This is a genomic window from Bordetella sp. BOR01 (genome assembly GCF_019218885.1).
Taxonomy (GTDB): domain Bacteria; phylum Pseudomonadota; class Gammaproteobacteria; order Burkholderiales; family Burkholderiaceae_B; genus Bordetella_A.
In genome coordinates this window covers 63612-89837 of record NZ_JAHUWT010000004.1, presented here as the reverse complement: position 1 = coordinate 89837, position 26226 = coordinate 63612, and the positions used below count along the sequence as shown (strand labels likewise).

21 protein-coding genes are annotated in these 26226 nt (G+C 66.8%); 10 read left to right on the top strand and 11 right to left on the bottom strand.

All coding sequences use genetic code 11. The annotated features are described in order from the left end of the window. The first annotated feature begins 313 nt into the window (after window positions 1-313). Window positions 314-1282, top strand: coding sequence for a bile acid:sodium symporter family protein (locus KW845_RS22130; protein ID WP_218371534.1), 969 nt, complete (start codon window positions 314-316; stop codon window positions 1280-1282). A 21-nt stretch (window positions 1283-1303) separates the two neighbouring features. Here the strand turns inward: KW845_RS22130 and KW845_RS22125 are convergent, their stop codons facing one another. From KW845_RS22125 to purL, 3 genes are all read right to left on the bottom strand, one after another. After that, entirely contained in the window at window positions 1304-1858 is a 555-nt protein-coding gene (locus tag KW845_RS22125; protein WP_218371533.1) for a DUF1415 domain-containing protein, read from the bottom strand. 7 nt (window positions 1859-1865) lie between these two features. Beyond that, a complete protein-coding gene (locus KW845_RS22120; protein WP_218371532.1) occupies window positions 1866-3335 on the bottom strand; it encodes a M20 family metallopeptidase in 1470 nt (489 codons plus the stop codon). Between the two features lie 129 nt (window positions 3336-3464). Beyond that, window positions 3465-7517 carry a phosphoribosylformylglycinamidine synthase gene (gene purL / locus KW845_RS22115; protein WP_218371531.1) on the bottom strand — a complete coding sequence of 1351 codons (4053 nt, stop codon included), beginning with the start codon at window positions 7515-7517 and terminating at the stop codon, window positions 3465-3467. A 361-nt stretch (window positions 7518-7878) separates the two neighbouring features. On the opposite strand from purL, the gene KW845_RS22110 reads away from it, so the two are divergent. From KW845_RS22110 to KW845_RS22100, 3 genes are read left to right on the top strand one after another with little or no spacing between them, the layout of a single operon-like run. Further along, window positions 7879-8418: a TRAP transporter small permease gene (locus KW845_RS22110; RefSeq protein ID WP_218371530.1), complete on the top strand. Its 540-nt coding sequence runs from the start codon at window positions 7879-7881 to the stop codon at window positions 8416-8418. After that, window positions 8415-9713 (top strand): TRAP transporter large permease, encoded by a 1299-nt coding sequence (locus KW845_RS22105; RefSeq protein ID WP_218371529.1) that lies wholly within the window; start codon window positions 8415-8417, stop codon window positions 9711-9713. Before KW845_RS22110 ends, KW845_RS22105 begins: the two co-directional genes overlap by 4 nt. Window positions 9714-9767: 54 nt before the next feature. Further along, window positions 9768-10796, top strand: a complete 1029-nt coding sequence (locus tag KW845_RS22100; protein WP_218371528.1) for a DctP family TRAP transporter solute-binding subunit — start codon at window positions 9768-9770, stop codon at window positions 10794-10796. Between the two features lie 152 nt (window positions 10797-10948). On the opposite strand, the gene greB is transcribed toward KW845_RS22100, so the two are convergent. The 7 genes from greB to KW845_RS22065 all read right to left on the bottom strand — a co-directional run bounded on the left by greB (window position 10949) and on the right by KW845_RS22065 (window position 18756). Then, window positions 10949-11506 (bottom strand): transcription elongation factor GreB, encoded by a 558-nt coding sequence (gene greB / locus KW845_RS22095; protein WP_218371527.1) that lies wholly within the window; start codon window positions 11504-11506, stop codon window positions 10949-10951. Window positions 11507-11513: 7 nt separating this feature from the next. After that, complete coding sequence (locus KW845_RS22090) at window positions 11514-12359, bottom strand: 3',5'-nucleoside bisphosphate phosphatase (RefSeq protein ID WP_218371526.1); 846 nt, start codon at window positions 12357-12359, stop codon at window positions 11514-11516. 43 nt (window positions 12360-12402) lie between these two features. Beyond that, the gene (locus KW845_RS22085; RefSeq protein ID WP_218371525.1) at window positions 12403-13338 is read right to left on the bottom strand and encodes an alpha/beta fold hydrolase; all 936 of its coding nucleotides are present in this window, start codon (window positions 13336-13338) and stop codon (window positions 12403-12405) included. 51 nt (window positions 13339-13389) lie between these two features. Then, window positions 13390-15771 carry a DNA internalization-related competence protein ComEC/Rec2 gene (locus KW845_RS22080; protein ID WP_218372132.1) on the bottom strand — a complete coding sequence of 794 codons (2382 nt, stop codon included), beginning with the start codon at window positions 15769-15771 and terminating at the stop codon, window positions 13390-13392. A gap of 222 nt (window positions 15772-15993) precedes the next feature. Then, the gene (locus tag KW845_RS22075) at window positions 15994-16794 is read right to left on the bottom strand and encodes a TatD family hydrolase (RefSeq protein ID WP_218371524.1); all 801 of its coding nucleotides are present in this window, start codon (window positions 16792-16794) and stop codon (window positions 15994-15996) included. 29 nt (window positions 16795-16823) lie between these two features. After that, window positions 16824-17531 (bottom strand): ABC transporter ATP-binding protein, encoded by a 708-nt coding sequence (locus tag KW845_RS22070; protein WP_218371523.1) that lies wholly within the window; start codon window positions 17529-17531, stop codon window positions 16824-16826. After that, window positions 17524-18756 (bottom strand): lipoprotein-releasing ABC transporter permease subunit, encoded by a 1233-nt coding sequence (locus tag KW845_RS22065; RefSeq protein ID WP_255592923.1) that lies wholly within the window; start codon window positions 18754-18756, stop codon window positions 17524-17526. Before KW845_RS22065 ends, KW845_RS22070 begins: the two co-directional genes overlap by 8 nt. 57 nt (window positions 18757-18813) lie before the next feature. Between KW845_RS22065 and KW845_RS22060 the strand changes: the two genes are divergently transcribed. From KW845_RS22060 to KW845_RS22035, 6 genes are all read left to right on the top strand, one after another. After that, window positions 18814-19812 (top strand): hypothetical protein, encoded by a 999-nt coding sequence (locus KW845_RS22060; protein WP_218371521.1) that lies wholly within the window; start codon window positions 18814-18816, stop codon window positions 19810-19812. Beyond that, on the top strand, window positions 19794-21494 hold the full coding sequence (gene recJ, locus KW845_RS22055; protein ID WP_218371520.1) for a single-stranded-DNA-specific exonuclease RecJ: 1701 nt from the start codon (window positions 19794-19796) through the stop codon (window positions 21492-21494). Before KW845_RS22060 ends, recJ begins: the two co-directional genes overlap by 19 nt. Window positions 21495-21542: 48 nt before the next feature. After that, window positions 21543-22647, top strand: a protein-coding gene (gene prfB / locus KW845_RS22050; RefSeq protein ID WP_218371519.1) for a peptide chain release factor 2 whose coding sequence is annotated in 2 segments (ribosomal slippage) — window positions 21543-21623 and window positions 21625-22647 — 1104 coding nt in all. Because the reading frame shifts where the segments join, the coding sequence is not laid out codon by codon here. 46 nt (window positions 22648-22693) lie between these two features. Beyond that, a complete protein-coding gene (locus KW845_RS22045) occupies window positions 22694-23449 on the top strand; it encodes an SDR family oxidoreductase (protein WP_218371518.1) in 756 nt (251 codons plus the stop codon). A 6-nt stretch (window positions 23450-23455) separates the two neighbouring features. Continuing rightward, window positions 23456-24976, top strand: a complete 1521-nt coding sequence (lysS, locus tag KW845_RS22040) for a lysine--tRNA ligase (protein WP_218371517.1) — start codon at window positions 23456-23458, stop codon at window positions 24974-24976. 35 nt (window positions 24977-25011) lie between these two features. Continuing rightward, the gene (locus tag KW845_RS22035) at window positions 25012-25320 is read left to right on the top strand and encodes a hypothetical protein (protein WP_218371516.1); all 309 of its coding nucleotides are present in this window, start codon (window positions 25012-25014) and stop codon (window positions 25318-25320) included. 15 nt (window positions 25321-25335) lie between these two features. Here the strand turns inward: KW845_RS22035 and KW845_RS22030 are convergent, their stop codons facing one another. Further along, window positions 25336-26223, bottom strand: a complete 888-nt coding sequence (locus tag KW845_RS22030; protein ID WP_218371515.1) for a methylglyoxal synthase — start codon at window positions 26221-26223, stop codon at window positions 25336-25338. Between the last annotated feature and the right edge of the window lie 3 nt (window positions 26224-26226).

Sequence of the window (26226 nt, the reverse complement as noted above, 5' to 3'; positions counted from 1 at the left end):
TGCTAGTGCTGGTGCTACGACCAGGGCGATTTCGTACCGTTTGCGTTCCTGGGTCGCCTTGCCGTTCTGGACGTGGTCTCGCCACGCAAAACACCCCCACACTCGAACACGATCATCGAGTCCATACAGCCGATGGTTCGAAATCACATAGACGCAGTCCCGCGCCGCTGGGGCAGGCGGTGGCGGCGCGGGACGGGGCATGAAATCAAACCACCCTCCGCCCCACCCAAACCCTACAACATCCTGAACGAAAAACCTCTAACAGGCCGTCTACAATAGCGCCCTTTAGCCGCCGAGACGGCGACCGCCCTCCATGTCCCGCTACGCCCGTTTCCTGCCTGACCGCTTCACGCTGTTCCTCGTCATCACCATTCTCGTCGCCAGCGTGCTACCGGCCCACGGCAAGGGGATGGCAGCGTTCGAATGGATCACCAACATCGGCATCGCCCTGCTGTTCTTCCTGCATGGCGCCCGCCTGTCGCGCGACGCCATCATCGCCGGTTTCACCCATTGGCGGCTGCATCTGACGATTTTCTCGGCCACCTTCATCATGTTCCCGTTGCTGGGCGTGGCGCTCAAGCCGTTGCTGCAACCCATGGTGACGCCCGAGCTCTACACTGGCGTGCTGTTCCTGTGCTGCCTGCCCGCCACGGTGCAGTCGGCCATCGCTTTTACGTCCATGGCGCGCGGCAACGTCCCGGCCGCAGTGTGCAGCGCCTCGGCATCCAGCTTGCTGGGCATTTTCCTGACGCCGCTGCTGGTGGGTACAGTGGTGGTAGCCAGCGCCAACGCCCCGATTTCATTCGATGCCGTGGGCAAGATCATGCTGCAGCTGTTGCTGCCGTTCGTGCTGGGACAGTTCATGCGCCGCTGGATCGGCGCATGGGTATACCACCGCAAGGCCTTGCTGAAGTTCGTCGACCAGGGCTCCATCCTGCTGGTGGTGTACACGGCGTTCTCCGAAGCCGTGAACGAAGGCCTGTGGCGCGAAACGCCCGTGCCCGCCCTGCTGGGCCTGGTGTTGTGCTGCGCGGTGCTGCTGGTGCTGGCGCTGCTGGGCTGCATGGCCCTGGGCCGCTTGTTCAATTTCAGCCTGGAAGACCGCATCACGCTCTTGTTTGGCGGATCGAAGAAAAGCCTGGCCAGCGGCATCCCCATGGCCCAGGTGATCTTCGCCGGCCAGGCGGTGGGCGCCATCGTGCTGCCGCTGATGCTGTTTCACCAGATCCAGTTGATGGTGTGCGCCGTGATGGCCGCGCGCTACGCCAAGCGGCCCCGCTAGAGGCCATCGGCCGGGCAGATGTCAGCCCGCCATCAGCTTGCGCCAGCCTTCCCACCCAAGCCGCTGCAGCGTTTCGATGTTTTTCTCGTAGATGTCGGCGGCGTCGGCGAAAGCATCGACCGCACGATCGATGCTTGCTTCACGCAGCAGGTGCAGGATAGGATGCGGCGACCGGTTGGTGCAGTTCTCGATATCGTCGGGCTCGGTATCGGCGAACTGGAAAGCCGGATGAAACGTGGCAACCTGCAGGTCGCCCACCAGCCGCAGGCGCTTGAGCAAGCGGTCGGAAAGCTCGGCGAAATCGTTGAACTCGTAGAAATCGTCAAACGCATCGGGCACGATCAGCAGCGTGGTGTCGACCTGTTCGGGGTTGGCCTGCGACAACAGCAGCAGTTCGTCTTCCAGGTCGGCCAGCACGCCCTCGGCATCGGTGACGTCGCTGGCGACGTAGCGCACCTGTTGCCTGACTTGCACCGCCTTGGCGAACGGGCATAGATTCAGGCCTATGACGGCCCGCTCCACCCACAGGCGGGTGTCGTCGATGACGTGCTGGTAGGCACCGGCGGTGTGCGTCATGGGTGCATCAGGCCGGCATGGCCGCCATGGTTTGCGCCACGGCGGCGGTCAGGCGCTTGCCATACGGCACGTGCAGGAATTCATTGGGACCGTGCGCGTTCGAGCGCGGGCCCAGCACGCCGCAGACCATGAACTGCGCCTTGGGAAAACCTTCCTGCAACAGGCTCATCAGCGGAATGGTGCCGCCCTGCCCGATGTAACCGCAGGGTGCGTCGTAGTACTGGCGCGATGCCGCGTCCAGCGCCTGGGTCAGCCACTGCGCCGAGGCGGGCGCGTTCCAGCCGGTGGCGGCGCCCTGGTTGGCATGGAAAATGACTTTGGCGTTGTAAGGCGAGTCGGCTTCCAGCAGCTGTTTTATTTCCTGGGAGGCGGCAACCGCATCGATCAGCGGCGGCAGGCGCAGCGACAGCTTGAACGCGGTGCGCGGGCGCAGCACATTGCCGGCGCTGGACAGCGGCGGCAGGCCTTCGGCGCCCGTCACCGACAGCGTGGGACGCCAGGTGCGGTTCAACAGGGCCTCTTCGGGGTGCGTGGTCATGGGCAGGACCAAGCCGCCATCGGCGCCACAGCTCCAGGGAAAGCGCCGCCACACTTCGTCGCCCAGGATGCGGGCGGTTTCGACCACCTGTTCGCGGCGCTCGGCGGGAATCTCGCAATGCAGGCTCTGCGGCAGCAGGCGGCCCGTGGAGCTGTCTTCCAGGCGGTCGAGCAGATGGCGCAGGATGCGGAAGCTGGAGGGCACCACACCGCTGGAATCGCCCGAATGCACGCCCTCGTCGAGCACTTGCACTTCCAGCGTGCCCGCCACCATGCCGCGCAGCGAGGTCGTCATCCAGAGCTGGTCGTAGTTGCCCGCCCCCGAATCCAGGCAGATCACCAAGGCAACGTTGCCCAGGCGATCGCGCAGCGCATCGACATAGGGCAGCAGGTCGTAGCTGCCCGATTCTTCACAGGTCTCGACGATGCCCACGCAGCGCGGGCGGGCAATGCCCTGGGCGTCCAGGGCCATGATGGCGGTCAGCGAGGCATAGATGGCATAGCCGTCATCGGCCCCGCCGCGCCCGTAGAGCTTGCCGTCTTCGTACTTGGGCGTCCAGGGCCCCAGGTCGGAGCGCCAGCCCGAGAACTCGGGCTGCTTGTCCAGGTGCCCGTATAGCAGCACGGTGTCGCCGTTGTCGGCGCGCGTGGCGGGCGCGTCGAAGAAGATGACCGGGGTGCGGCCCGGCAGGCGCACCACTTCCAGCTTCAGGCCCGCGACCTTGCGCGACTCGACCCACTGCGCCGCATCGCGTACCACGCGCTCGATGTAGGCGTTCTTTTCCCAGTCGGCATCGAAGGCCGGGCTCTTGGCCGGCACGGCAATGTAGTCGGTCAGCGCGGGAATGATCTCGTCATCCCACTGGCGGTCGACGAACGCCTGCAGGGCGTCGGGATCGAGGGCGGGCGGCAATGCGTCGTCGGGAATGCGGGCGTTCATGGCGCGGATCCTGTCGAAAGGGGCGAAAAGTTGATTTTATGCCTGATTTTGTGCCGCTACCCACGAAAATGGGGCGGCTTGCCGCCGCCCCATTGGCCCCTTGCACTTGCCCGCCGCCCGCCCGGCGGCTTATCCCACCCAGACCCGCGCGTTGCGGAACATGCGCATCCAGGGGCTATAGGCACCGCCGCTGTCGGCGGCACCCCATTGCTGGGGCGCCCACGACATCATCACGTTGCGCGTGACCCGCTCGGGGTGCGGCATGATGACAGTGAAGCGGCCATCGGCCGTCGTTACCGACGTCTGTCCGCCCGGGCTGCCGTTCGGGTTGAACGGATAGGCCTCGGTCGCCTGGCCACGGTTGTCGATATAGCGTGCGGCCACCAGCACCTTGCCGGCATCGCCCTGCTGGGCATAATTGGCATAGCCTTCGCCGTGCGCCACAGCCACCGGCACCCGCGTGCCTTCCATGCCCGCGAAGAAAATAGAGGGCGTCGCGGCGATTTCCACCAGCGACAGGCGTGCTTCGTACTTCTCGGACTGGTTGCGGGTAAAGCGCGGCCAATGCCCTGCGCCGGGGATCATGGGCGCCAGGGCGGCCATCATCTGGCAGCCGTTGCACACACCCAGCGCGAAGGTATCGGACCGGGCGAAATACGCCGCGAACTGATCCGACAGCCGGCTGTTGAAGCGGATGGTGCGCGCCCAGCCTTCGCCGGCACCCAGCACGTCGCCGTAGCTGAAGCCGCCTACCGCCACCAGGCCTTGCATGGCGCTCAGGTCGATGCGGCCGGCCAGCAGGTCGGTCATGTGCACGTCGACGGCATCGAAGCCCGCGGTATCGAAGGCCCAGGCCATTTCGACCTGGCTGTTGCAGCCCTGCTCGCGCAGGATGGCCACGCGCGGGCGCTTGCCCGTGGCGATGAAGGGCGCGGCCACGTCTTCTTGCGGATCGAACGCCACGCGCGGCGCCAGGCCGGGGTCGGCCACATCCTGCCAGGTATCGAGCTCGGCTTGCGCGCAGGCCGGGTTGTCGCGGCGCGCCATGATGCGGTAGCTGGCTTCGCTCCAGGCATGGCCCAGGTTGGCGCGCGGCTCGCTCCAGACTTTTTTGCCGTCGCGGAAGAATTCCACCGTGTCGGCGTCGTTGAGCCCACCGATGACATGCGAGTGGGCCGACAGGCCCGCGCCGCGCAGCACCTGCATGACCGCATCGCGCTGCGCCGCCGGCACCTGGATCACGGCGCCGGCCTCTTCCGAGAACAGCGCCTTGAGCGTCAGTTCCTCGCGCTGCACCGAGACCTGCTCGGGACGGATCTTGTAATCGCCCCAGTCGGCCGAGTCCGGATCGAAGGTCAGCATATCGAGGTTGACCGAGATACCGGTACGGCCCGCGAACGCCATTTCGCACAAGGTGGCGAACAGGCCGCCGTCGGAACGGTCGTGGTAGGCCAGCAGCACACCGGCTTCAGCCAGGGTGCGGATGGTGACGAAGAATGCGCGCAGGTCTTGCGGCGCATCGATGTCGGGCACGCTGACGCCCACCTGCTTGTAGGCTTGCGCCAGGATCGAGCCGCCCATGCGATGGCGTCCGCGGCCCAGGTCGATGACGATCAGCACGCTATCGCCCGCATCGGTGCGCAGTTGCGGCGTCAAGCTGGCGCGCGCATCGCCCACCGGCGCGAAAGCGGTGACGATGAGCGACACTGGCGCCACCACCTGGCGCGTTTCGCCGTCCTGGTCCCAAGTGGTTTTCATGGACAGGGAATCTTTGCCCACGGGAATAGACAGGCCGGTGGCCTGGCACAGTTCGCTGACCGCGGCCACGGTGTCGTACAAGGCGGCGTCCTGGCCATCGACCCCGCAGGCCGCCATCCAGTTGGCCGACAGCTTGATGTCTTCCAGGCTGCCCACGTCGGCGGCCGCCAGGTTGGTCAGGGCCTCGGCCACGGCCATGCGGCCCGATGCGGGCGCGTTCAGTACCGCCAGCGGCGTGCGCTCACCCATGGCCATGGCTTCGCCGCGGAAACCTTCGTAGTCGGCCAGGGTAACGGCGCAATCGGCCACCGGCACCTGCCACGGGCCCACCATCTGGTCGCGGCTGGACAGCCCGCCCACGGTACGATCGCCTATGGTGATCAGGAATGACTTGTTGGCCACCGTGGGGTGGCGCAACACGCGGTATGCAGCCTCGGTGAGGTCGATGCCGACCAGGTCCAGCGGCTGCGACACGCCGGGCTGGCGCTGCACGTCGCGCGTCATGCGCGGCGCCTTGCCCAGGATGACGTCGATGGGCACGTCCACGGGACGCGTGCCGGCGCTGCCCGCCGATGCCTCGGGATCAACGCCGGGCAGGCCCTCGCCGTCGACCACGCGCAATTGGCGCGACTCGGTCGCCACGCCCACCACGGCATACGGACACCGTTCGCGCCGCGCTATGGCATCGAAGCGTTCCAGGTCTTGAGGCAAGATGGCCAGCACGTAGCGCTCTTGCGATTCGTTGCTCCAGATCTCGGCCGGCGACAGTCCGGACTCTTCGAGCGGCACGCGTTTCAAGTCGAACACGGCACCGCGCCCGGCATCGTTGACCAACTCGGGAAACGCATTGGACAAGCCCCCTGCCCCGACGTCGTGAATGGCCAGGATGGGGTTGTCTTGCCCTTGTTGCCAGCAGCGGTCGATGACCTCTTGGGCACGGCGCTCGATCTCGGGATTGCCGCGCTGCACCGAATCGAAGTCCAGTTCGGCCGAGTTACTGCCCATGCTGATGCTGGATGCCGCGCCGCCGCCCATGCCAATACGGAAACCCGGGCCGCCCAACTGGATCAGCAGAGCGCCGGGCGGGATGATCTCTTTGTGCGTGAGCTCGGCATCGATGCTGCCCAGGCCGCCGGCGATCATGATGGGCTTGTGGTAGCCCCAGCGCGTGCCGCCGGCGCTTTGTTCGTAGGTGCGGAAGTAGCCCAGCAGGTTGGGACGCCCGTATTCGTTGTTGAAGGCCGCAGCGCCGATGGGGCCATCGATCATGATGGACAGCGGCGAGGCAATGCGCGCCGGCAGGCCGTGGTGGTCGGATTCCCAGGGCTGCAGGGCGTCGGGGAAACGCAGGTGCGACACGGTAAAGCCAGTCAGGCCAGCCTTGGGCTTGGAGCCGCGTCCGGTGGCGCCTTCGTCGCGGATCTCGCCGCCCGCGCCGGTCGAGGCCCCCGGGAACGGCGCGATGGCGGTGGGATGGTTGTGCGTCTCGACCTTCATCAGGGTATGCACGATGGTATCGCGGCGCACGTAGCGCGCGGCACCGCCATCCTGCCCGCCCGCCTGCGGCAGGCCTGCCTGGAAACGCTGCGCGGCACCGCCTTCCATGACCGCGGCATTATCGGAATACGCCACCACGGTGCCGGCCGGCTGCGCCTTGTGCGTGGCCCGGATCATGCCGAACAGGGTCTCGGACTGCGGCTGGCCGTCGATGACCCACTGCGCGTTGAAAATCTTGTGGCGGCAGTGCTCGCTGTTGGCCTGGGCGAACATCATCAGCTCGACATCGGTGGGATCGCGGCCCAGGCTGGTGAACGACTGCGTCAGGTAGTCGATTTCGTCTTCGGACAACGCCAGGCCCAGCGAGGTATTGGCCTCGGCCAGCGCATCGCGGCCGTGCGCCTGCACCGCCACCGTGCGCATGGGCTTGCCGGCCAAGGGCTGGAACAGCGCCTGACCGTCGAAGTCGGCGCCCACCACGGTTTCGGTCATGCGATCGTGCAGGCAGTCGGCCGCGCGCGCCAGCATGGTGTCATCGAGCGCCTTGGCGCCCCCCAGCAGGCCGCGTTCTGGCACCAGGAAATAGCGCACGCCGCGTTCGATGCGCCGTACCGCCGCCAGGCCGCAGTTGCGGGCGATGTCGGTGGCTTTGCTGGCCCATGGCGATATCGTGCCCAGGCGCGGAATGACCAGCAGCGCCAGGCTTTTGGCCGGTGTGTCGCCGGCGGGCTCGATGCCGTAGTCCAGCAACTGCGTCAAGTGCCGTTGCTGGCTGTCATCCAGGGCAGTGTCAGTGCAGACGAAATGCTCATGGCGAGCGGCAACGTCGGCAATGGGCAGGCCGGCTTCCCGAAGCTGTGCCAGCAGGCGTTCGCGGCGAAACGCGGAAAGGACGGAAGAACCGGGCAAATGCTGGACGAGAGACACGATGCGGGCGCCGTTTGAAGGTAAGAAGAAGCAAAACGGGGATTTTACCTTTTCAGGGATTTCCCCGAGCGCCGCCCCCCGGAACCCGCGCAAAGGGCCGTGCCCCGGGGGCATCCAAGGAAAGTTACAAAATAATTCACTCGCGGTGGGGCCTTGTTTATCGCAGCGCAGCAAACTAGTGCCTGCCCAGCCAAACTTGGCGCCAAAGAATGCAAGCCGGCAAGGCGTCCGGCCTTCCATGCTGCTTCGCAGCATGTTGCAAAAGCCCTTCACCCACGGGAAAACACGCACTAACGCGGTGCCTCGCGAACGGTAGGATGCTGCGATCCCGACTCGCCCCGCCTTACCGCTGCTGTTGCCAATGTCCCGCCCTGACGTCCCCGTCGAACCGGCCGAGCCGGTTGAGCCCATCATCCCCGTAGAACAAGATCCCGCCGTAAAAGTCCCGCTGGCCGTGGAGGACTGGCTGGCGGTTGCCGTGCTGGCCGTTCTGGCGCTGATCACTTTCGTCAATGTCCTGGTGCGCTACTTCACCGACCAGTCATTTGCCTGGACGGAAGAAATCTCGGTCTTCCTGCTCATCGTGCTGACCATGGCCGGCGGCAGCACCGCATTCGTGCGCAATCACCATATCCGTATCGAGGCCGTGGCCGATGGCGGCACGCCGGCGCGCCGACACAAGCTGGCACTGGCCTCCAATACCGTGGTGCTGCTGTTCTTCATCCTGCTGGCCGTGCTGTCGGTGCGCCTGGTCATCGACGAATACGTCTACGAAGAAACCTCGCCAGCTATTGGCGTACCCACTTGGTGGTATTCGATCTGGCTGCCGGTGATGGCCACGGCGATCGCGCTGCGCACGCTGGGCACGCTGCGCCGCCTGCTGCGGAGCGGCGCGCAATGATCGCCACCCTGCTCTTCGCGGTGTTTGCCGTGCTGATGGTCATAGGCGTGCCCGTATGCGTGGCGCTGGGCGTGGCCGGCACCCTGGCCATCGTATTGTCCAACCAGGACGTCGCCTGGTTCGGCCTGCTGGCGGTGCCGCAGAACTTCTACGCCGGCCTGGCCAAGTACCCGCTGCTGGCCATCCCCATGTTCGTGCTGGTGGGTTCGATTTTCGACCGCTCCGGCGTGGCCCGGCGCCTGGTCGACCTGGCCATTTCGATCGTGGGACGCGGCCCGGGCATGCTGCCCCTGGTGGCCATCGCCGTCGCCATGTTCCTGGGCGGGATCTCCGGCTCGGGCCCGGCCTGCGCGGCCGCTGTGGGCGCGGTCATGATCACCGCCATGTCGCGCGCCGGCTATCCCGCCCCGTTCTCGGCCTCGGTCGTGGCGGCAGGGGCCGCCACCGATATCCTGATCCCGCCGTCGATTGCCTTCATCATTTATTCGGTGCTGGTGCCGGGCGCCTCGGTGCCGGCATTGTTTGCCGCGGGCATGGTGCCGGGCCTGCTGGCGGGCTTCGCCCTGATCGTGCCCGCCGTCTGGCTGGCGCGCAAGCACAAGATGGGCATGCTGGAAGCGCATCTGCCGCGTCCGCCCTTCTGGGCCAGCCTGCGCCAGGCCAGCTGGGGCCTGGCCGCGCCCGTCCTGATCCTGGGCGGCATGCGGCTGGGCTGGTTCACGCCCACCGAGGCGGCCGTGGTGGCCGTGTTCTATGGCCTGTTCGTCGGCATGTGCATCCACCGCACCATCCAGGTACGCGACCTGTTCGGCATTCTGCGCGAAGCGGCAGAGCTGTCGGCGGTGATCATGCTGGTCGTGGCATTAGCCGGTATCTTCGCGTGGGCCCTGTCCACGCTCAGCATCATCGACCCCATTACCCACGCCATCGTCAATTCGGGACTGGGCGAATGGGGCGTGCTTGCATTGTTGATCGTGCTGTTGATGACCATGGGCATGTTCCTGGATGGCATCTCGATCTTCTTGATCTTCGTGCCGCTGCTCATGCCGATCGCCAATGCCTATGGCTGGGATCCCGTCTGGTTCGGCGTCATCCTGACCTTGAAGGTGGCACTGGGCCAGTTCACGCCGCCGTTGGCCGTGAACCTGATGGTGTCTTGCCGCATCGCGCGCGTGCCCATGGAATCCACGATCCCCTGGGTACTGTGGATGCTGGGCGCGATGTTCCTGGTGCTGGTCGCGGTATTGGTATTTCCGCAACTGGCCCTGTGGCTACCGCATCGCCTGGGGTACTGAGGCGATGGGCCGTATTCTCATAACCAATCAACGTCATATCGCGAGGAGAACTCAATGAAGCTGCACAACTTGATCGGTGCCGCGCTGTGCGCTGCCGCCACGCTGGCCATGGCGCCGGTACAGGCACAGAACTACAAGCCGGAATACAAGCTTTCCATCGTGGTGGGCACGACCTTCCCGTGGGGCCAGGGCGCGCAGATATGGTCGGACCTGGTGCGCGAGCGCACGGAAGGACGCATCAATATCAAGGTGTACCCGGGCACGTCGCTGGTGCAAGGCGACCAGACGCGCGAGTTCACCGCGATCCGCCAGGGCGTGATCGACATGGCCGTGGGCTCCACCATCAACTGGTCGCCACAGGTCAAGCAATTGAACCTGTTTTCGCTGCCCTTCCTGATGCCCGACTATGCCGCCATCGACGCGCTGGTGCAGGGCGAGGTGGGCAAAGAGATGTTCAAGATCATCGAGAAAGCCGGCGTGGTGCCGCTGGCCTGGGGAGAAAACGGCTACCGCCAGCTCAGCAATTCGCGCAAGCCGGTGTCGACCCCCGAAGACTTGAAAGGCATGAAGCTGCGCGTGGTCGGCTCGCCCTTGTACATCGACACCTTCACGGCCCTGGGCGCCAACCCCACCCAGATGAGCTGGGCCGACGCCCAGCCTGCGCTGGCCAGCGGCGCGGTCGATGGACAAGAGAATCCGCTGTCCATCTACACCGGCGCCAAGTTGTATGACGTGGCCCAGAAATACCTGACGCTATGGAACTACGTGGCCGACCCGCTGGTGTTCGTGGTGAATCGCGAGGTCTGGGAATCCTGGTCAGAAGCCGATCGCAAGATCGTGCGCGAAGCCGCGCTGGAAGCCGGCAAGCGCGAAATCGCCATCGCGCGCCAAGGCGTCACCCCGGAAGACCCATCGTTGCTGAAGGAAATCGAAGGCCACGGCGTTACCGTGACTTCGCTGACCGAAGCCCAGCACGACGCATTCGTGAAAGTGACCAAGCCGGTCTACGACAAGTGGAAGCCGCGCGTCGGCGATGAGCTGGTCGAGCTGGCCGAAAAATCGATCGCGGCCCGCAAGAAATAAGCAGCAGCCCAGGGGAGAACGGCGGCGCAAGCCGCCAACGGAAGGCGTGGGCACCAGAACCCCGCCTCCAGCACGGACGCCGGCATCGGCGTCCGTGTTTTTTTGGGGACCAGGACAACACTGAATGGCCGGTGCCAGGCACCGGAGCATCGTCAGCCCTGCCCGGGATACTGCACTTCCAGGATATCCAGTTCTTCGACCCCGCCCGGCGTACGCAGCGCCACGGTATCGCCTTCGCGCGACTTGATCAGCGCGCGCGCCACCGGTGAGATCCAGCTGATCTTGCCCGCCAGCGGCTCGGCCTCGTCGACCCCCACGATGGTCACGGTGTGGGTCTCGCCCGCCGTGTCCAGGTACGTGACCGTGGCCCCGAAGAACACCTGGTCGCGATTGGGCTGCGTCGCCGGGTCGACCACTTCGGCGATATCCAGCCGCTTGGTCAGGAAGCGCATGCGCCGGTCGATTTCGCGCAGGCGTTTCTTGCCGTACAGGTAGTCGCCGTTCTCGGAGCGATCGCCGTTGGACGCGGCCCAGGACACCACCTGCACCACCGATGGACGCTCGACGTTCATCAGTTGCGTCAGCTCGTCGCGCAGGCGCTCGTACCCGGCAGGCGTCATGTAGTTGCGGGTGCCGGCCGGCAGCGCCTGCGCTTCGGGCAGGTCATCGTCGTCGTCGCGATCCGACTCTTTGACAAAAGCCTTGTTCATGGAAATTTCAGAGCCAGTCGTGCCAGACCGGCTTCAGGTCGTCGGGCAACGCAGGCAAGGAGCCCAGGTCGGCACGGCTTTCCTGCGGGCTATGGAAATCGGACCCGCGCGAGGCCAGAAAACCGTAACGCCGCGCCACTCCGGCGTACTGGCGGGCCTCGTCGGCCGTGTGGCTGCCCGTGGTGACTTCGATGCCCACGCCGCCACACTGCAGGAACGCATCGAACAGCGCGTTGAACTGCAGCGGCGAGTATTTGTAGCGTCCCGGATGGGCGATCACGGCTCGCCCGCCGGCGTTGCGGATCCAGCCCACCGCATCGGCCAGCGTGGCCCACTGCATGGGCACATGGCCGAGGCAGTCGTCGCCCAGGTACTTGTTGAAAACGGTTTGCACATCGGGGCAATAACCGGCCTGCACCAGATAGCGTGCAAAGTGGGTACGGCTGACCAATTCGGGATTGCCGGCAAACGGCAAGGCACCTTCGTAGGCTCCCGGCATGCCCATGTCGGCCAGGCGCTCGCCCATGCGGCGTGCGCGCTCGGCCCGCCCGGACCGCGTATCGTGCAAGCCCTGCACCAGTGCCGGATTGGCGGCATCGAAGCCCAGGCCCACGATATGGACGGTTTGGCCCGCCCAGGTCACCGAGATCTCGGTGCCGGTGATGAAACGCATGCCCACTTCGCGAGCGGCGGCCTCGGCTTGCGCCAGCCCGCCGACTTCGTCATGATCGGTCAGCGACCAGACATCGACGCCGTTGGCGTGCGCACGCCGCGCCACCTCGGCCGGCGGCAGTACGCCGTCGGACACGGTGGAATGGCAATGCAGATCGACGTTCAGGGCAGCGGATTGCATGCCCCTATTGTACGGCTGTCGCGCCGGACGGGGGCAGTGGTCGTCAGGCCGCCGGGCGGTCCAGCAGGAAATCGGCCACCGGCCCGATCTGTGCGTCGTCCATGAGGGTGGGCGCGTGCCCCACCCCGGGCACATCGACCAGGCGGGCATGGCGGTTCCGTGCCAGCATCTCTGTCGCCGTGGCTTCGGTCAGCAGGTCGGATTGCGCACCGCGCAGGATCAGCACCGGGCAATCCAGGGTCTCGTACGCGCGCCACAGTATCTGTTCGCCAGCCGAATAGGCATCGGCGGTCTGCGACGCCAGTGGCAGCGCCAGGCCCAGGTCGTAGTGCTTCGTCCATTTGCCGCCGCGCTCGATATAGACGTGGCGCGTCAGGGCTTCCCATTGCGCATCGGTATGCGGTCCAAACGAGGCGGACACCTGGCGCACCGCCTCTACGGCTTGCGCGAACGAGGCGAATTCGGTCGGCTGGCCCACATACTGGCCGATGCGCCCCAGCGCCGCCGGGTCCAGCCGCGGGCCGACGTCATTGAGCACCAGGTGGCTTAGGCGTATATCGCGGTCGGCCGGCCATGCGTCGCCATGCGCCTGTGTGGCGCGCACCGCGCGCGCGTAAGTGGCCGCGCCGGCCAGCGCCAGACCGATCAACCCGCCCATCGACGTACCCACCCAAGCCAGCGAAGCCGGCCGCAGGCGGGCGATCAGCGTCACCATGTCCGACACATACTGCGGCACGGTATAGAAGGCCGGGACAGACAGCCAATCGGACCGGCCGCGGCCCACCACGTCGGGGCAGACCACGCGGAAATCGCCTGCCAGGCGCCGCGCCAGGTCATCGAAATCGCGTCCGGTGCGTGTCAGGCCATGCACGCACACCAGCACCCTGTCGTTGTCGGGATCGCCCCATTCGCTGTAGGCCATGCGGTGCAAGCCGGCCGGGCTGGCGCATGTGACGAAATCGAATCGGGGTTCCAGCATGGGGGCTCCGGATGGTGCGCGATAAAGAGCCCACATCTTATAGCAGCCCAGTCAGGGACTTGCACGATGCCAGTAGCGCCGCGCGGCATCGACCTGGGCGGTCGCGGCCAGCCCCGCCGGACTCGACGCGACGGTGACGGCCCCGTGCCGGTCGGTGCGCCAGAACATGGCGCCGGCATGCTGCCAGCGTGCCTGTACCTGCGGCGAGGGATGGCCGAAGCGGTTCAGGTGGCCGGCCTGCGCAATCACATGGGCTGCCGCCGTGGCTTGCACCAGATCGGCACTGGAGGACGTGGCCGAGCCGTGATGCGGCGCCAGTACCAGGTCGATGGGCGGCAGGTGCGGTGCCAGCCAGCGTTCCTGCGCCGCGCCGATGTCGCCAGGCAGCAGCACGGCATGCGACCGGCCCTGCAGCAGCAACACGCAACTCTGGGCATTGCCCTGCCCGCGGCCTGCATTCGCCCCCGCCGCGGGGTGCAGGAAACGGAATGCCACGCCATCCACCTGCCAGGCTTGTCCGGCCTGGCAACGTCGCACCGACGCGGGCAAAGGCGGCAGCGCCGTCCCGCCGGCCGGATCGGCCTGTCTGCGCAGCAACCCCGCCAGGTCGAACGAGGCATAGGCCAATTCGACGGGTACGGCAGCCAACACACTGGCCAGCCCGCCGGCGTGATCCAGGTCGGCGTGCGAGACCACCAGGCCGTCCAGGCGCCTATGGCCGCGGACGCGCAAGAAAGGCACCACGGCGCGTGCGCCTGCATCCGTGGCCTCGCCGTGGCGTGGCCCGGTATCGAACAGCCATGCCTGCGTGGCGGTTTCGATCACGACGGCGCTGCCCTGACCCACATCCAGCGCCGTGACCGTCCAGTGCCCGGTTGACGGCCGGTCGGGCCGCCAGCACAGCATGGGCAGCATCAACAACCAACCCGCCGCGCGCACCGGCCAGCCCGGTGGCTGCAGGGCCCAGGCCACGCCCGCCAGTGCCAATACCGTCAAGGGCCATGGCGCGGCGGCCACATCGACTACTGCCCAGCGCGACGCGCCGATCCAGGCCACCGGCACCATCGTCCATTCGAAAATGGCATGGCCCGCGATGCCGCAGACCTGGGCCAGGATTGCCAGCCCGGGCACCGCCGCGAACGCGGCGCACAGCAATGCCAGCGGCGTGACCAGGAAGCTGACGATGGGAATCGCAAAAACATTGGCCAGCGGCGATGCCAGCGATACCTGTTGCAGCAGGTAGGCCAGCAACGGCACCAGGCCCAGCGTAATGGCCATTTGCACGTGGCCGAACTCGCGCAGCAAGCCACCCAGGCGTGCTTGCCACCCGGGCCGCCGCGATGCATGAGGCGCACTTGCCGAGGCTGCCGCGCGCAGCAGGATCGCCACCGCGCCGAACGACAACCAGAAACCGGGCGCCAGTACCGCCCAGGGGTCGAACACCGCCACGGCGGCCGCGGCCAAGGCCAGGATGCGCGACGGACACAGCGGCAGGCGCGCGATGGCCGCCAGGGCCACCACTGCCAGCATGAAGAAAGTGCGGCGCGCCGGTACGCCCCAACCTGCCAACAGGCAATACAGCAACGCCACCACCAGGGCCGCTGCCGCGCCCACGACCTGGGCCGGCAGCATTTCCGGCAGGCCGGTGCTGCGCCAGCGAGCCCGTCGCCAGGCGCTGGCCGCCAGTGCGCCGCCCAGGCCGGCGATCAGTGTCACGTGCATACCGCTGATCGATACCAGGTGCGTGATGCCGCTGCGGTTGAATATCTGCCAGTCTTCGCGGGCCACGGCGGCTTGGTCGCCCATGGCAAGCGCGATCAGCACGGGTGCATAGCGACGCTCGCCCATGGCTTTGCGCATGCCTTTGCGCACATGGTGGCGAATGCGCTCGATGATGACGCCGGCACTCGACCAGGGCTCGTCGCGCAGTAGCGCGGGAACACCGCGCACCGTGGCGGTTGCGCGGATGCCCAGCGCGAACAGCCGGGCTTCGGCGTCATATCCATGCGGGTTGCGCGCGCCATGCGGATGCCGCAATACCAGCGCCATGCGCCACACCTGGCCCGGCAGCAGCGCGGGCAGGCTGGCCCCGGGCGGCGCACGCCAGGACACTGCTATCCGTTCGGGAATCCCGGCCGGGCGCCGGGCGTCGGTTTCGGCCATGAACCGCCACTGGCTGGCATCGCCCTGCGGCAGATCGATAACGCGCACCGCCAGGCGGCTGACGACGTCATGGTGGTTCGATGCCAGCCCGTCATCGAGCCGGACCTGGCCCTGCCAGACGGCCCAGGCCACGCCCAGGCCGAAGCCCAGCCAGGTCGCGGCCCAGTGCCGGACCGGGCCGCGCCGTCGACCGTGCCATGCGGCCAGGCCGGCTGGCAACAATGCCGCCGCCCAGGGCAGCCACCAGCCCGCCTGCGGCAGCGCCGGCATGTGTTGCACGGCGGCCGTGCCTGCCACCAGGCCCAGCAAGAACAAACGCCCGACGATGCCGCTCTCCCAAAGCGCACAGCGTAGGGCGCGGCAGGGTCATCGGGGGCGTCCGGTGAACGGCAATGTCCATGCGTGGCAGCCGCAGGTTGGCGCGCTTGTGCCGGTACGGGGCGCGCCATAGCAGTCGACGCAACGAGAAACAGATGGGATGAAAGAGTCGGGTCAGACGACCAGGCGAGGCAACACGCGCCGGGCGGTTGCGGTGGTGGCCAAGGCGATCTCGGCGGCATCGGCGCCGCGCAATTCGGCCAACACTTGCGCAATGCGCGGCAATTGAGCCGGATCGTTGCGCCGCATGGGGGGATGCAGCCAGGCGGGCGGAATATCCGGTGCATCGGTTTCCAGCACCAGGCAGTCCAGTGCAATGCCTGTGGCATGACGGCGTATCTGCAGGGCGCGCGGGTAGGTCATGGCGCCCCCCAGGCCCAGTGCGAAACCGCGCTCGACGAAGGCCTGTGCCTGCTGGGCGCTGCCATTGAATGCATGCGCGATGCCGCCACGCACGCCCGGCCGGCGGCGCAGATACTTGAGCAAGATGTCCTGCGAGCGCCTGACGTGCAGCAATACCGGCAGGTCGAATTCGGCCGCCAGGGCAAGCTGTGCGTCGTAGAAACGTTCTTGGCGGGCGCGGGGTTCGCCCGCGGCGATGGCGGGCACGAAGAAATCCAGGCCGATCTCGCCTATGGCAACAAAGCGCGGATCGTCCAGCGCGGCGACCACCGCCTCGCGCAATGCCTGCAGGTCGTTTTCGTGCGCACGCCCGACATACAAGGGGTGTATGCCCAGCGCGTAGGCCCCGCCTGCAACTCGATGCGCCAGCTCGCGCACGACGGTGAAATTGCCGCGCTCGATCGCCGGAATCACAATGGCCCGCACGCCGGCCGCCTGGGCCTGGCACGCCACGTCCAGGCGGTCGGCATCGAATTCGGCGGCATCCAGGTGGCAGTGCGTGTCGATCAGCATGGCGTGTCAGTCAGGCCGCGGCGCCAGCGCTATCCCGAGACCAGTTGCCCGCGTTCCATCAGCAATTGGCGGTTGGCCAGCGCGGCCAGTTCGGCATCGTGCGTCACGATAGCAAACGCTGTGCCGGATTCACGGTTCACCTGGGTCAGCAGCTCGAACATCTTGTGCGCCGTGCCCCGGTCGAGGTTGCCTGTGGGCTCGTCGGCCAGCACGCAAGCCGGCCGGGTCACCAGCGCACGCGCCAGTGCCACCCGTTGCCGTTCGCCCCCCGACAACTGGCCGGGAAAATGGCCTTCGCGCTCGGCCAGGCCCACCAAGGCCAATACGTTGCGCGCCGCCTCGCGGGCAGTATCGCGGCGTTCTCGACGCACGATCAGCGGCATGGCAACGTTATCCAGCGCAGAGAATTCGGGCAACAAATGGTGGAATTGGTAGACGAACCCCAGGCTGCGGTTTCTCAGGGCGCTTTTCTGCGATTCGGACAGGCCCGCGGCAGCGACACCATCCACGGTAACCGTGCCCGTGCTGGGCACGTCGAGCAGGCCCAGGATGTGCAGCAAGGTGCTCTTGCCCGATCCCGAGGCCCCCACGATGGCCACCATCTCGCCGCGGGCGACGGTCAGGCTGACATCGTCGAGCACCTGAATGCGCGCCGGGCCTTCGTCGTAGACCTTCACCAGATTGCTGGCCTGCAGGGCCGGAATATCGCTGCCCGGCGTCAACAAAGCGTCAGTCATGGCGAAGCACCTGGGCGGGTTGCAGGCGCGATGCGCGCCAGCTTGGATACAGGGTGGCCAGCAGCGACAGCACCAGCGAGGTCACGCCGATGGTGATGATGTCGCCCGATTGCGGATCCGACGGCAATTCGCTGATGAAGTAGATCTCGCGCGGCAGGAAATGAATGCCCAGCAGGCCTTCGATGAATGGCACGATGATGTGGATGTTGTAGGCAATCAGCATGCCCCCCAGCACCCCGACTATGGTGCCGACCACGCCGATCAGTGCGCCCTGCACCAGGAAGATGCGGGCCACTTCGCCAGGGCCGGCCCCCAGCGTGCGCAGGATGGCGATATCCGATTGCTTGTCTTTCACGGCCATGACCAGCGACGACAGCAGGTTGAACGCGGCCACCGCCACGATCAGCGCCAGGATCAAGAACATCATGCGTTTTTCAGTCTGCACCGCGGCGAACCAGGTGCGGTTGTTGCGCGACCAGTCGCTGGCCATGACATAGGGCGGCAGCACCTTGGACAATTCGCTTGCCACTTGCGGGGCGCGCTGCATATCTTGCACGCGCAGGCGCACGCCGGCGGTGCCGCTGTCGCGGAATACCCGCGCTGCGTCCTGGGCGTCGATGAACGCCAGGCTGGAATCGTATTCATAGTGGCCGGACGTGAACGTGCCCACCACCGTGAACTGCCGCATGCGTGGCGTGAAGCCCGCCGGGCTGATCGATCCTTGCGGGGCCAGCATCAGCAGCGTGTCGCCGACATGCACGCCCAGGCCGTCGGCCAGGTCGCTGCCCAGCACCACGCCGAAACCGCCCGCCTTCAGGTCGGATAGCTTGCCGCTGCTCATCTGGCGGGGAATGTCGGACACCTGGCCCTCGGTACCCGGATCGATGCCGCGCACCTGCACGCCCCGCAGCGCCTGGCCGCGCGCCAGCATGGCCTGGGCGGCCACGAATGGCGCCGCGCCCTTGACTTCCGTATTGCGCTCGGCGGCATCGGCGAACTGCCGCCATTGCTCGAGCACCCGTTCGGGTACGGCGCCGGGGATATACAGTTCGATATGCGGCAGCACCGACAGCATGCGGTCGCGCACTTCTTTCTGGAAACCGTTCATCACCGACAGCACGACGATCAGGGCCGCCACGCCCAGCGCAATACCCGCCATCGAGGTGGCGGCAATGAAGGATATGAAACGATCGCGGCGGCCGCGTCGCTGGCGGATCCGGGCCATGCCCGCGTAGCGGGCGCCGATCCAGAGTTCGTAGGGTATTTTCAGCACCCAGGCATTATGGCATTAACCGGGACACAAGCCCGCGGGCAGCCTGCGACTACAATCGGCTCCATGCTCATCGTGATACCGGGCGCCCTGCCGCCCCTGCCCGTCGCCGGCGAATTGGCACGGCTGCTGCCGCAGCGCGCGCCGGTGCTGCATGGCTGGCTACAGGCCGGCGCCGCCCGGGTGGCGGGCTTCGACCCACGCTTGCACGGCTGTACGCCCTTTGAGGCCTGGCAACTGGAGCAGGCAGGCTATCAGCCGCCACCCGGTACGCCCCTGGGCGCCGGATTGGGCCCGCTGCACGCCGGCACGACCGCCGCCGATGGCCAGCCGGTCTGGCTGGCCGAGTTGACCCATTTGGCCTTGGGCACCGACCAGGCCACCCTGCTCGATCCCGAACAGATGGATATACGCTCCGACGAAAGCGTAGCCCTGTTGAACGACGCCCGCTCCAGCATCGAGGCGGCCGGCTTCGCGGTGCAATTCCTGGTACCGCGGCGCTGGCGGCTGCGCCTGCCCGAAGGGCTGGCGCCTGTCACCGCCAGTCCCGCCGCGGTGGCCGGCCATCCGCTGCGAGACTGGTGGGGCCAGGATCCCACCATGCGCCCGTGGCGCCGCCTGCTCAATGAAATCCAGATGGTGTGGCACGAACACCCGGCCAACGAGGCGCGCGCAGCCCGCGGCGTGGCGCCGATCAACGCTTTGTGGCTGTATGGCGGCGCACCGGCCTGGCCCGCCCACGAGGCCGCCGCCGCACGGGTGGCTGCCGAACTCGACGCGCCCCACCGGGCCGCCGATTGGGCCGGCTGGCTCGATGCCCTGGCCGATCTCGACCGGCGCCACCTGCAGCCGCTGGCCAACTCCGCCGGGCAGCCTGGCCAGCCCGTACAACTGATCCTGCTGGGTGCCGATCGACGCGCCACCCTGACCCTGCAACCGCGCGGCCGCCTGCTGGCCTGGCTGCCCGCGCCCAAGAAAAACTGGAACACCTGGTGGTCTCGCCCCGTCTGACAGTCCGCTCGACCAACCCCGATGCCCGCCGCGTGCTCGAAGCCGCGGGCATCCATCCGCTGCTGGCCCGGCTATGGGCCGCGCGCGGCGTCACTCACCCCGATCAGACCCGCCTGGCCTGGCCCGCCCTGCTGCCGCCGGCCGGCCTGACGCATGTCGACCATGCCGCTGGCATCCTGGCCGATGCCATTGCCCAGGGCAAGCGGCTGCTGATCGTGGCCGACTATGACTGCGACGGCGCCACCGCGTGCGCGGTCGGCCTGCGCGCGTTGCGGGCGTTTGGCGCCGACGTCGATTTTCTGGTGCCGAACCGCTTCGAGACCGGCTACGGCCTGTCACCCGCCGTGGTCGACCTGGCATGCGTCCACCACAGCGGCAAGCCCGACCTGATCATCACCGTGGACAACGGCATCGCCAGCGTCGATGGCGTGGCCGCCGCCAACGCGGCCGGCATAGGCGTGGTGGTCACCGACCACCACCTGCCGGGCGACACGCTGCCCGATGCCCTGGCCATCGTCAATCCGAACCAGCCGGGTTGCGGCTTCCCGTCCAAGAACCTGGCGGGCGTGGGCGTGATCTTTTACCTGATGCTCGCGCTGCGCGCCGAGCTGCGCCGCCGCGGCACCTACCCGCCCGACGGCGGCCCGCGCCTGGACGCATTGGCCGACCTGGTGGCGCTGGGCACGGTAGCCGACGTGGTCAAGCTCGACGGCAATAACCGCCTGCTCGTCACCCAGGGCCTGCAGCGCATGCGCACTGGCCGCATGCAGCCCGGCCTGCGGGCCTTGTTCGCGGTGGCCGCGCGCGAGCCCCGCAGCGCCAGCGGCTTCGACCTCGGCTTTGCCCTGGGGCCGCGCATCAACGCGGCCGGCCGGCTGGCCGACATGAGCCTGGGCATTGCCTGCCTGACCACCGATGACGAAGCGCAGGCGCTCGACATGGCCCGCCAGCTCGACCAGATCAATCGCGAACGGCGCGGTATCGAAGCGGAAATGCGCGAACAGGCGATGGCCGCCATGGATGCGGCCGGCAGCGCCGGCGGCGCTACCGTATGCGTGTTCGATCCGGGTTGGCACCAAGGCGTCGTAGGCCTGGTGGCCTCGCGCCTGAAAGAGAAATACTGGCGTCCCACACTGGCTTTCGCCCCTGCCGGCGACGACGAAATCCGGGGCTCGGGCCGCTCGATTCCCGACGTACACCTGCGCGATGCGCTCGACCTGGTCTCCAAGCGCCATCCCGGCCTGATCCGCAAGTTTGGCGGCCACGCCATGGCCGCCGGCCTGACCCTCGGGCTGCACGATTTTCCCGCCTTCGGGCCGGCTTTTGACGCTGCGGTGCGCGAGCTGACCGGCCGCGACGCATTCGAGCCGCTGCTCGAGACCGACGGATCGCTCGAATCGGGCTATGCCAACGCCGACGTCGCCACGCTGCTGCAGCAGCAAGTCTGGGGAGCCGGCTTCGCAGCCCCCTTGTTCCTGGACGAGTTCATCGTGCGCAACCAGCGCCTGGTAGGCGAAAAGCACCTGAAGCTGTCGCTCGAACGCAGCCACCAACGCTTCGACGCCATCTGGTTCGGGCACGACCAGTCGCTGCCCGAGCACGTCCAGGTGGCCTATCGCCTGGAACCCAACGTATGGAATGGCATGGTGTCGGCCCAGCTTGTCATCGAGCACGCCGAATAAACCACGCTAAAATGCTGGGTTTCGCACTAATACCCACCAGGAAGCACCATGGAAGCCGAACGTCAGAACCAGCTCGCCGCCCGCATTGCCGACTACGCGCAGCGCGAGCAGGCGCTACGGGGGTATCTTTGACTACGATCTGAAGGCCGAACGCCTGCAGGTCGTCAACGCCGAGCTCGAAGACCCGGCCGTCTGGAACGACCCCAAGCACGCCCAGGACCTGGGCCGTGAAAAAAAATCCCTGGAAGACGTGGTCGACACCCTGACCGCCCTGCGCACCGGCATCGCCGATTCCCAGGAATTATTCGACCTGGCTTCGGCCGACGACGACGACGCCACGCTGGAATCCATCGAGGCCGACGCCGACGGCTTCCAGCAACAGCTCGAGGGCCTGGAATTTCGCCGGATGTTCGCCAATCCGGCCGATCCGCTGAACTGCTTCCTCGACATCCAGGCCGGCGCCGGCGGCACAGAAGCGCAAGACTGGGCATCGATGCTGCTGCGGCAGTACCTGAAGTACGCCGAGCGCAAGGGCTTCAAGGCCGAGATCCTGGAAGAATCCGAAGGTGAAGTCGCCGGCATCAAATCGGCCACCATCAAGCTCGAGGGCGACTACGCCTTCGGCTACCTGCGCACCGAAACCGGCGTGCATCGCCTGGTGCGCAAAAGCCCGTTCGACTCCTCCGGCGGTCGGCACACCTCGTTCGCCAGCGTGTTCGTCTACCCCGAGGTCGACGACTCGTTCGAGATCGAAGTCAATCCGGCCGATCTGCGCGTCGATACCTATCGCGCCAGCGGCGCGGGCGGGCAGCACATCAACAAGACCGACTCGGCCGTGCGCCTGACCCACATACCCACCGGCATCGTGGTCCAGTGCCAGAACGATCGTTCCCAGCACCGCAACCGCGCCGAAGCCATGCAGATGCTGAAATCCAAGCTTTACGAGCTCGAGATGCGCAACCGCATGGCCGAACAGCAAAAGCTCGAAGACTCCAAGACCGACGTGGGCTGGGGCCACCAGATCCGCTCGTACGTGCTCGACCAGAGCCGCATCAAGGACCTGCGTACGAACGTGGAAATCTCCAATACCCAGAAGGTGCTCGACGGCGACCTGGATCCCTTCATCCAGGCCAGCCTGAAGCAAGGCGTGTGATCCCGCGGGTGCCCGCCGGCACCCCCTATCCTGAAGAGGCAAGCGCATGACCGACACGATCGCAATCCTGACCGGCGCCTCGCGCGGCATTGGCGCCGCGCTGGCCCGCGGCCTGGCCCGGCCCGGCACCCGGCTGATCACCCTGGCCCGCCGCGCCGACCCCGAGCTGGCCGCCCATGCCCAGGCCCAGGGCGCCGACCTGGAACAGATCCAGGTCGACCTGTCCGACCTGCAGGCAGCCGCGCAAGCCGCCGAGCGCATCGGCGCCGCCCTGCCGCGCGATGCCGGGCGCTACCTGCTGATCAACAACGCCGGCACCGTGCAACCCGTGGCCGCGGCTGCTGCGCTGGCAGACGGCCCGGCCATCGCCGCTGCGTTCAACCTGAACGTGTCCGCAGTGATGCTGCTGACCGCGCATTTCGTCACGGCCGTACAAGGCCTGCAGGCCGATCGCCGGGTACTGAATATTTCGTCTGGCGCCGGCCGCAATCCCAATGCCGGCTGGGGTGTGTACTGCGCCACGAAAGCCGCCCTCGACATGTACACCCGTGTGCTCAACCAGGAACAAGGCGCCCAGGGCGTGCGCGCCGTCGCCCTGGCTCCCGGCATTGTCGATACCGGCATGCAGGAAACCATCCGCGCCAGCGACCCCGCCAGCTTTCCGGCGTTGGCCAAGTTCCAGGAATTCCATGCCACCGGCAAGCTGGCCGCGCCCGCCGGCGTGGCCGCCCGCATCGTGGCCTACCTCGACCGCGACGACTTCGGCACCACCGAAATCGACGATATCCGCAATTACGACTGACCCATCATGACCGATCACTCGCCCGCCGCGGCCCCCCAGGACGAAAACCGCTTGATCGCCGAACGGCGCGCCAAGCTGACCAAACTGCGCGAAGCCGGCGTTGCGTATCCCAATGACTTCGTGCCGGACGCGCGCGCCGCCGACCTGCATCGCCAATATGGCGAACAAGACCAGGAAACCCTGGCCGCTGCCGGCGTGCAGGCCAAAGTGGCGGGCCGCATGATGCTCAAGCGCGTGATGGGCAAAGCCAGCTTCGCCACCTTGCAAGACGGCAGCGGCCGCATCCAGATCTATCTCGACCGCGGCACGCTGGGCGACGAGGCCTATGCTGCCTTCAAGCAATGGGATATCGGCGACATCATCGCGATCGAAGGTTCGGTGTTCAAGACCAACAAGGGCGAACTGTCGGTGCATGCCGCCACCGCCCGCTTGTTGTCGAAGTCGCTGCGGCCGCTGCCCGACAAATTCCACGGCGTGGCCGACCAGGAACTGCGTTACCGCCAGCGCTACGTCGATCTCATCATGACCGACGCCACGCGCCGCACATTCGAAGTGCGCAGCAAGGCGGTGGGCAGCATACGTCAGGTCATGCTCGATGCCGGTTTCCTGGAAGTCGAGACGCCGATGCTGCACCCGATTCCGGGCGGCGCGGCCGCCAAGCCGTTCGTCACGCACCACAATGCGCTCGACATGGAAATGTTCCTGCGTATTGCGCCCGAGCTATACCTGAAGCGCCTGATCGTGGGCGGCTTCGAGCGCGTGTTCGAGGTCAACCGCAATTTCCGCAACGAAGGCGTCAGCCCCCGGCACAACCCCGAATTCACCATGATGGAGTTCTATGCTGCCTACGCAGACTACCGGTGGCTGATGGACTTCACCGAGAAGATCCTGCGCGAGGCGGCCATTGCCGCCACCGGCAGCGCGGTACTCACCTACCAGGAACGCGAGCTCGACCTGTCCAGGCCGTTCGATCGCCTGACCATCTGCGAAGCCATCCTGAAGTACGCCCCGGGCTACACCCAGGCCCAGCTCGACGACGCCGGCTTCGTGCGTGCCGAACTGAAGAAACTGGGTGCCGACGTGAACGGCCCGGTGCTGTCGCGGGCTGGCCTGGGCGCGCTGCAACTGGCGCTGTTCGAGGAAACCGCCGAAGCGCAGCTCTGGAACCCCACCTACATCATCGACTACCCGATCGAGGTGTCGCCGCTGGCCCGCGCCTCGGATACCCGCCCTGGCATCACCGAACGCTTTGAACTGTTCATGACCGGCCGCGAAATCGCCAACGGGTTCTCCGAGCTGAATGACCCCGAAGACCAGGCCGAACGCTTCCGCGCCCAGGTCGAGGCCAAGGACGCGGGCGACGAAGAAGCCATGTATTTCGATGCCGACTACATCAGGGCGCTCGAATACGGCATGCCTCCCACCGGCGGCTGCGGCATCGGCATCGACCGCCTGGTCATGCTGCTGACCGACAGCCCCAGCATCCGCGACGTCATTCTCTTTCCCCACCTGCGGCCCGAAGACTGAACCCTGGCAACACGCACTAAAAGGATCCGGCCACCATGCTCGTCAAGCTGCTGATCATCGTGGCCTTCATCGTTCTGCTGCTGTATGTGGTGCTGCCCAAGCGCCGCACGCTGACAGCGCCGCCGCGCGCCGGCCGCCTGATGCTGACGCTGCTGGCCAGCGCGGCCGTGCTGCTGTTCATCCTGGCGCTGTTCTGCGCCCTGCTCTGGCTGGGCGGCATATCCGACACAGTGGTCGGCGGTGGCGATGTGCTGGGCGGCACCGGCTTGCTGCGCATTGCCGCCCTGTTGTTGGTACTGTCGATTGCCTGCGCGATTGCCGCGCTGATGAAACGGCCACGCTAAACGCGTGGCCCCGCCTCAGGCGCCGCGGCGCTCCATGGCCTGGGCCCAGCGCCGCGCCACCGATGGCGAAGTCGCACAGATGGCCGAGGCCGTCACCACGCGCACCGCACGCTCCAGCAACTGGATGTCGGCCTCGTGCTGGCGCGCGACGTGCGGATCCTCGAAGAAAATGACGCGCTGGCATTGGTGTTCCAGCACCAGTTCGGCAATCTGGGCATCGCCGCCCAGCGGGCCGCTCAGGTAGCGCTGCACCCACGGACGATCCGCCGGCCAGCCGCGCGACCACGCCAGCTCGTTCAGGCGCGCACCAGTGGTGCCCGTGGCCACGCGCCGTGCAAACTGCGACAGCAGCTCGAAATGATCGGCGGCAAATGCCACCATTTCGTCTTTGAGTGCGTCGTGAGAAATCAACGCCAGCGTGTGGCGGCCGAAATCGAACAGGCGCGCCACCGACGGATCAGGCACCCATCCGGCATGCAGCCGCTCGACCTCCATCCATTCGATGGCGCCCGCCAAGGTCGAAATGAACGGCCGCCCATGCGTGATGCACTGACGCTTCAGCGCCAGGGCCTCGGGAAAGATCGATGACGGGTCGACCGGATCGATCAGGTAAATGGCGCCGTCGAATGGCGCCTCGCCGTCGCGGCCCTCGGTCACCCGCGCCACCAGTTTCATCAGGCCGCCTTCGCGGCCATAGGGATAGCGGATCAGGCCCGGATACCCCTGCAACATGCCTTCGCGCACGATCGCGTCGTGGGTTCGCCCTACCGTATGCAGTTGCACGCCCAGTTCGCGGATGGCCGGCGAACTGGTCCGCAGCCAGTTGAACAGCGCCGCATCGGGCGTTTCATGGTGCAGGCGATTGGCGGCCAGGCCGAAGCGCAGTCGGGTGGGCGTGGTCATGGA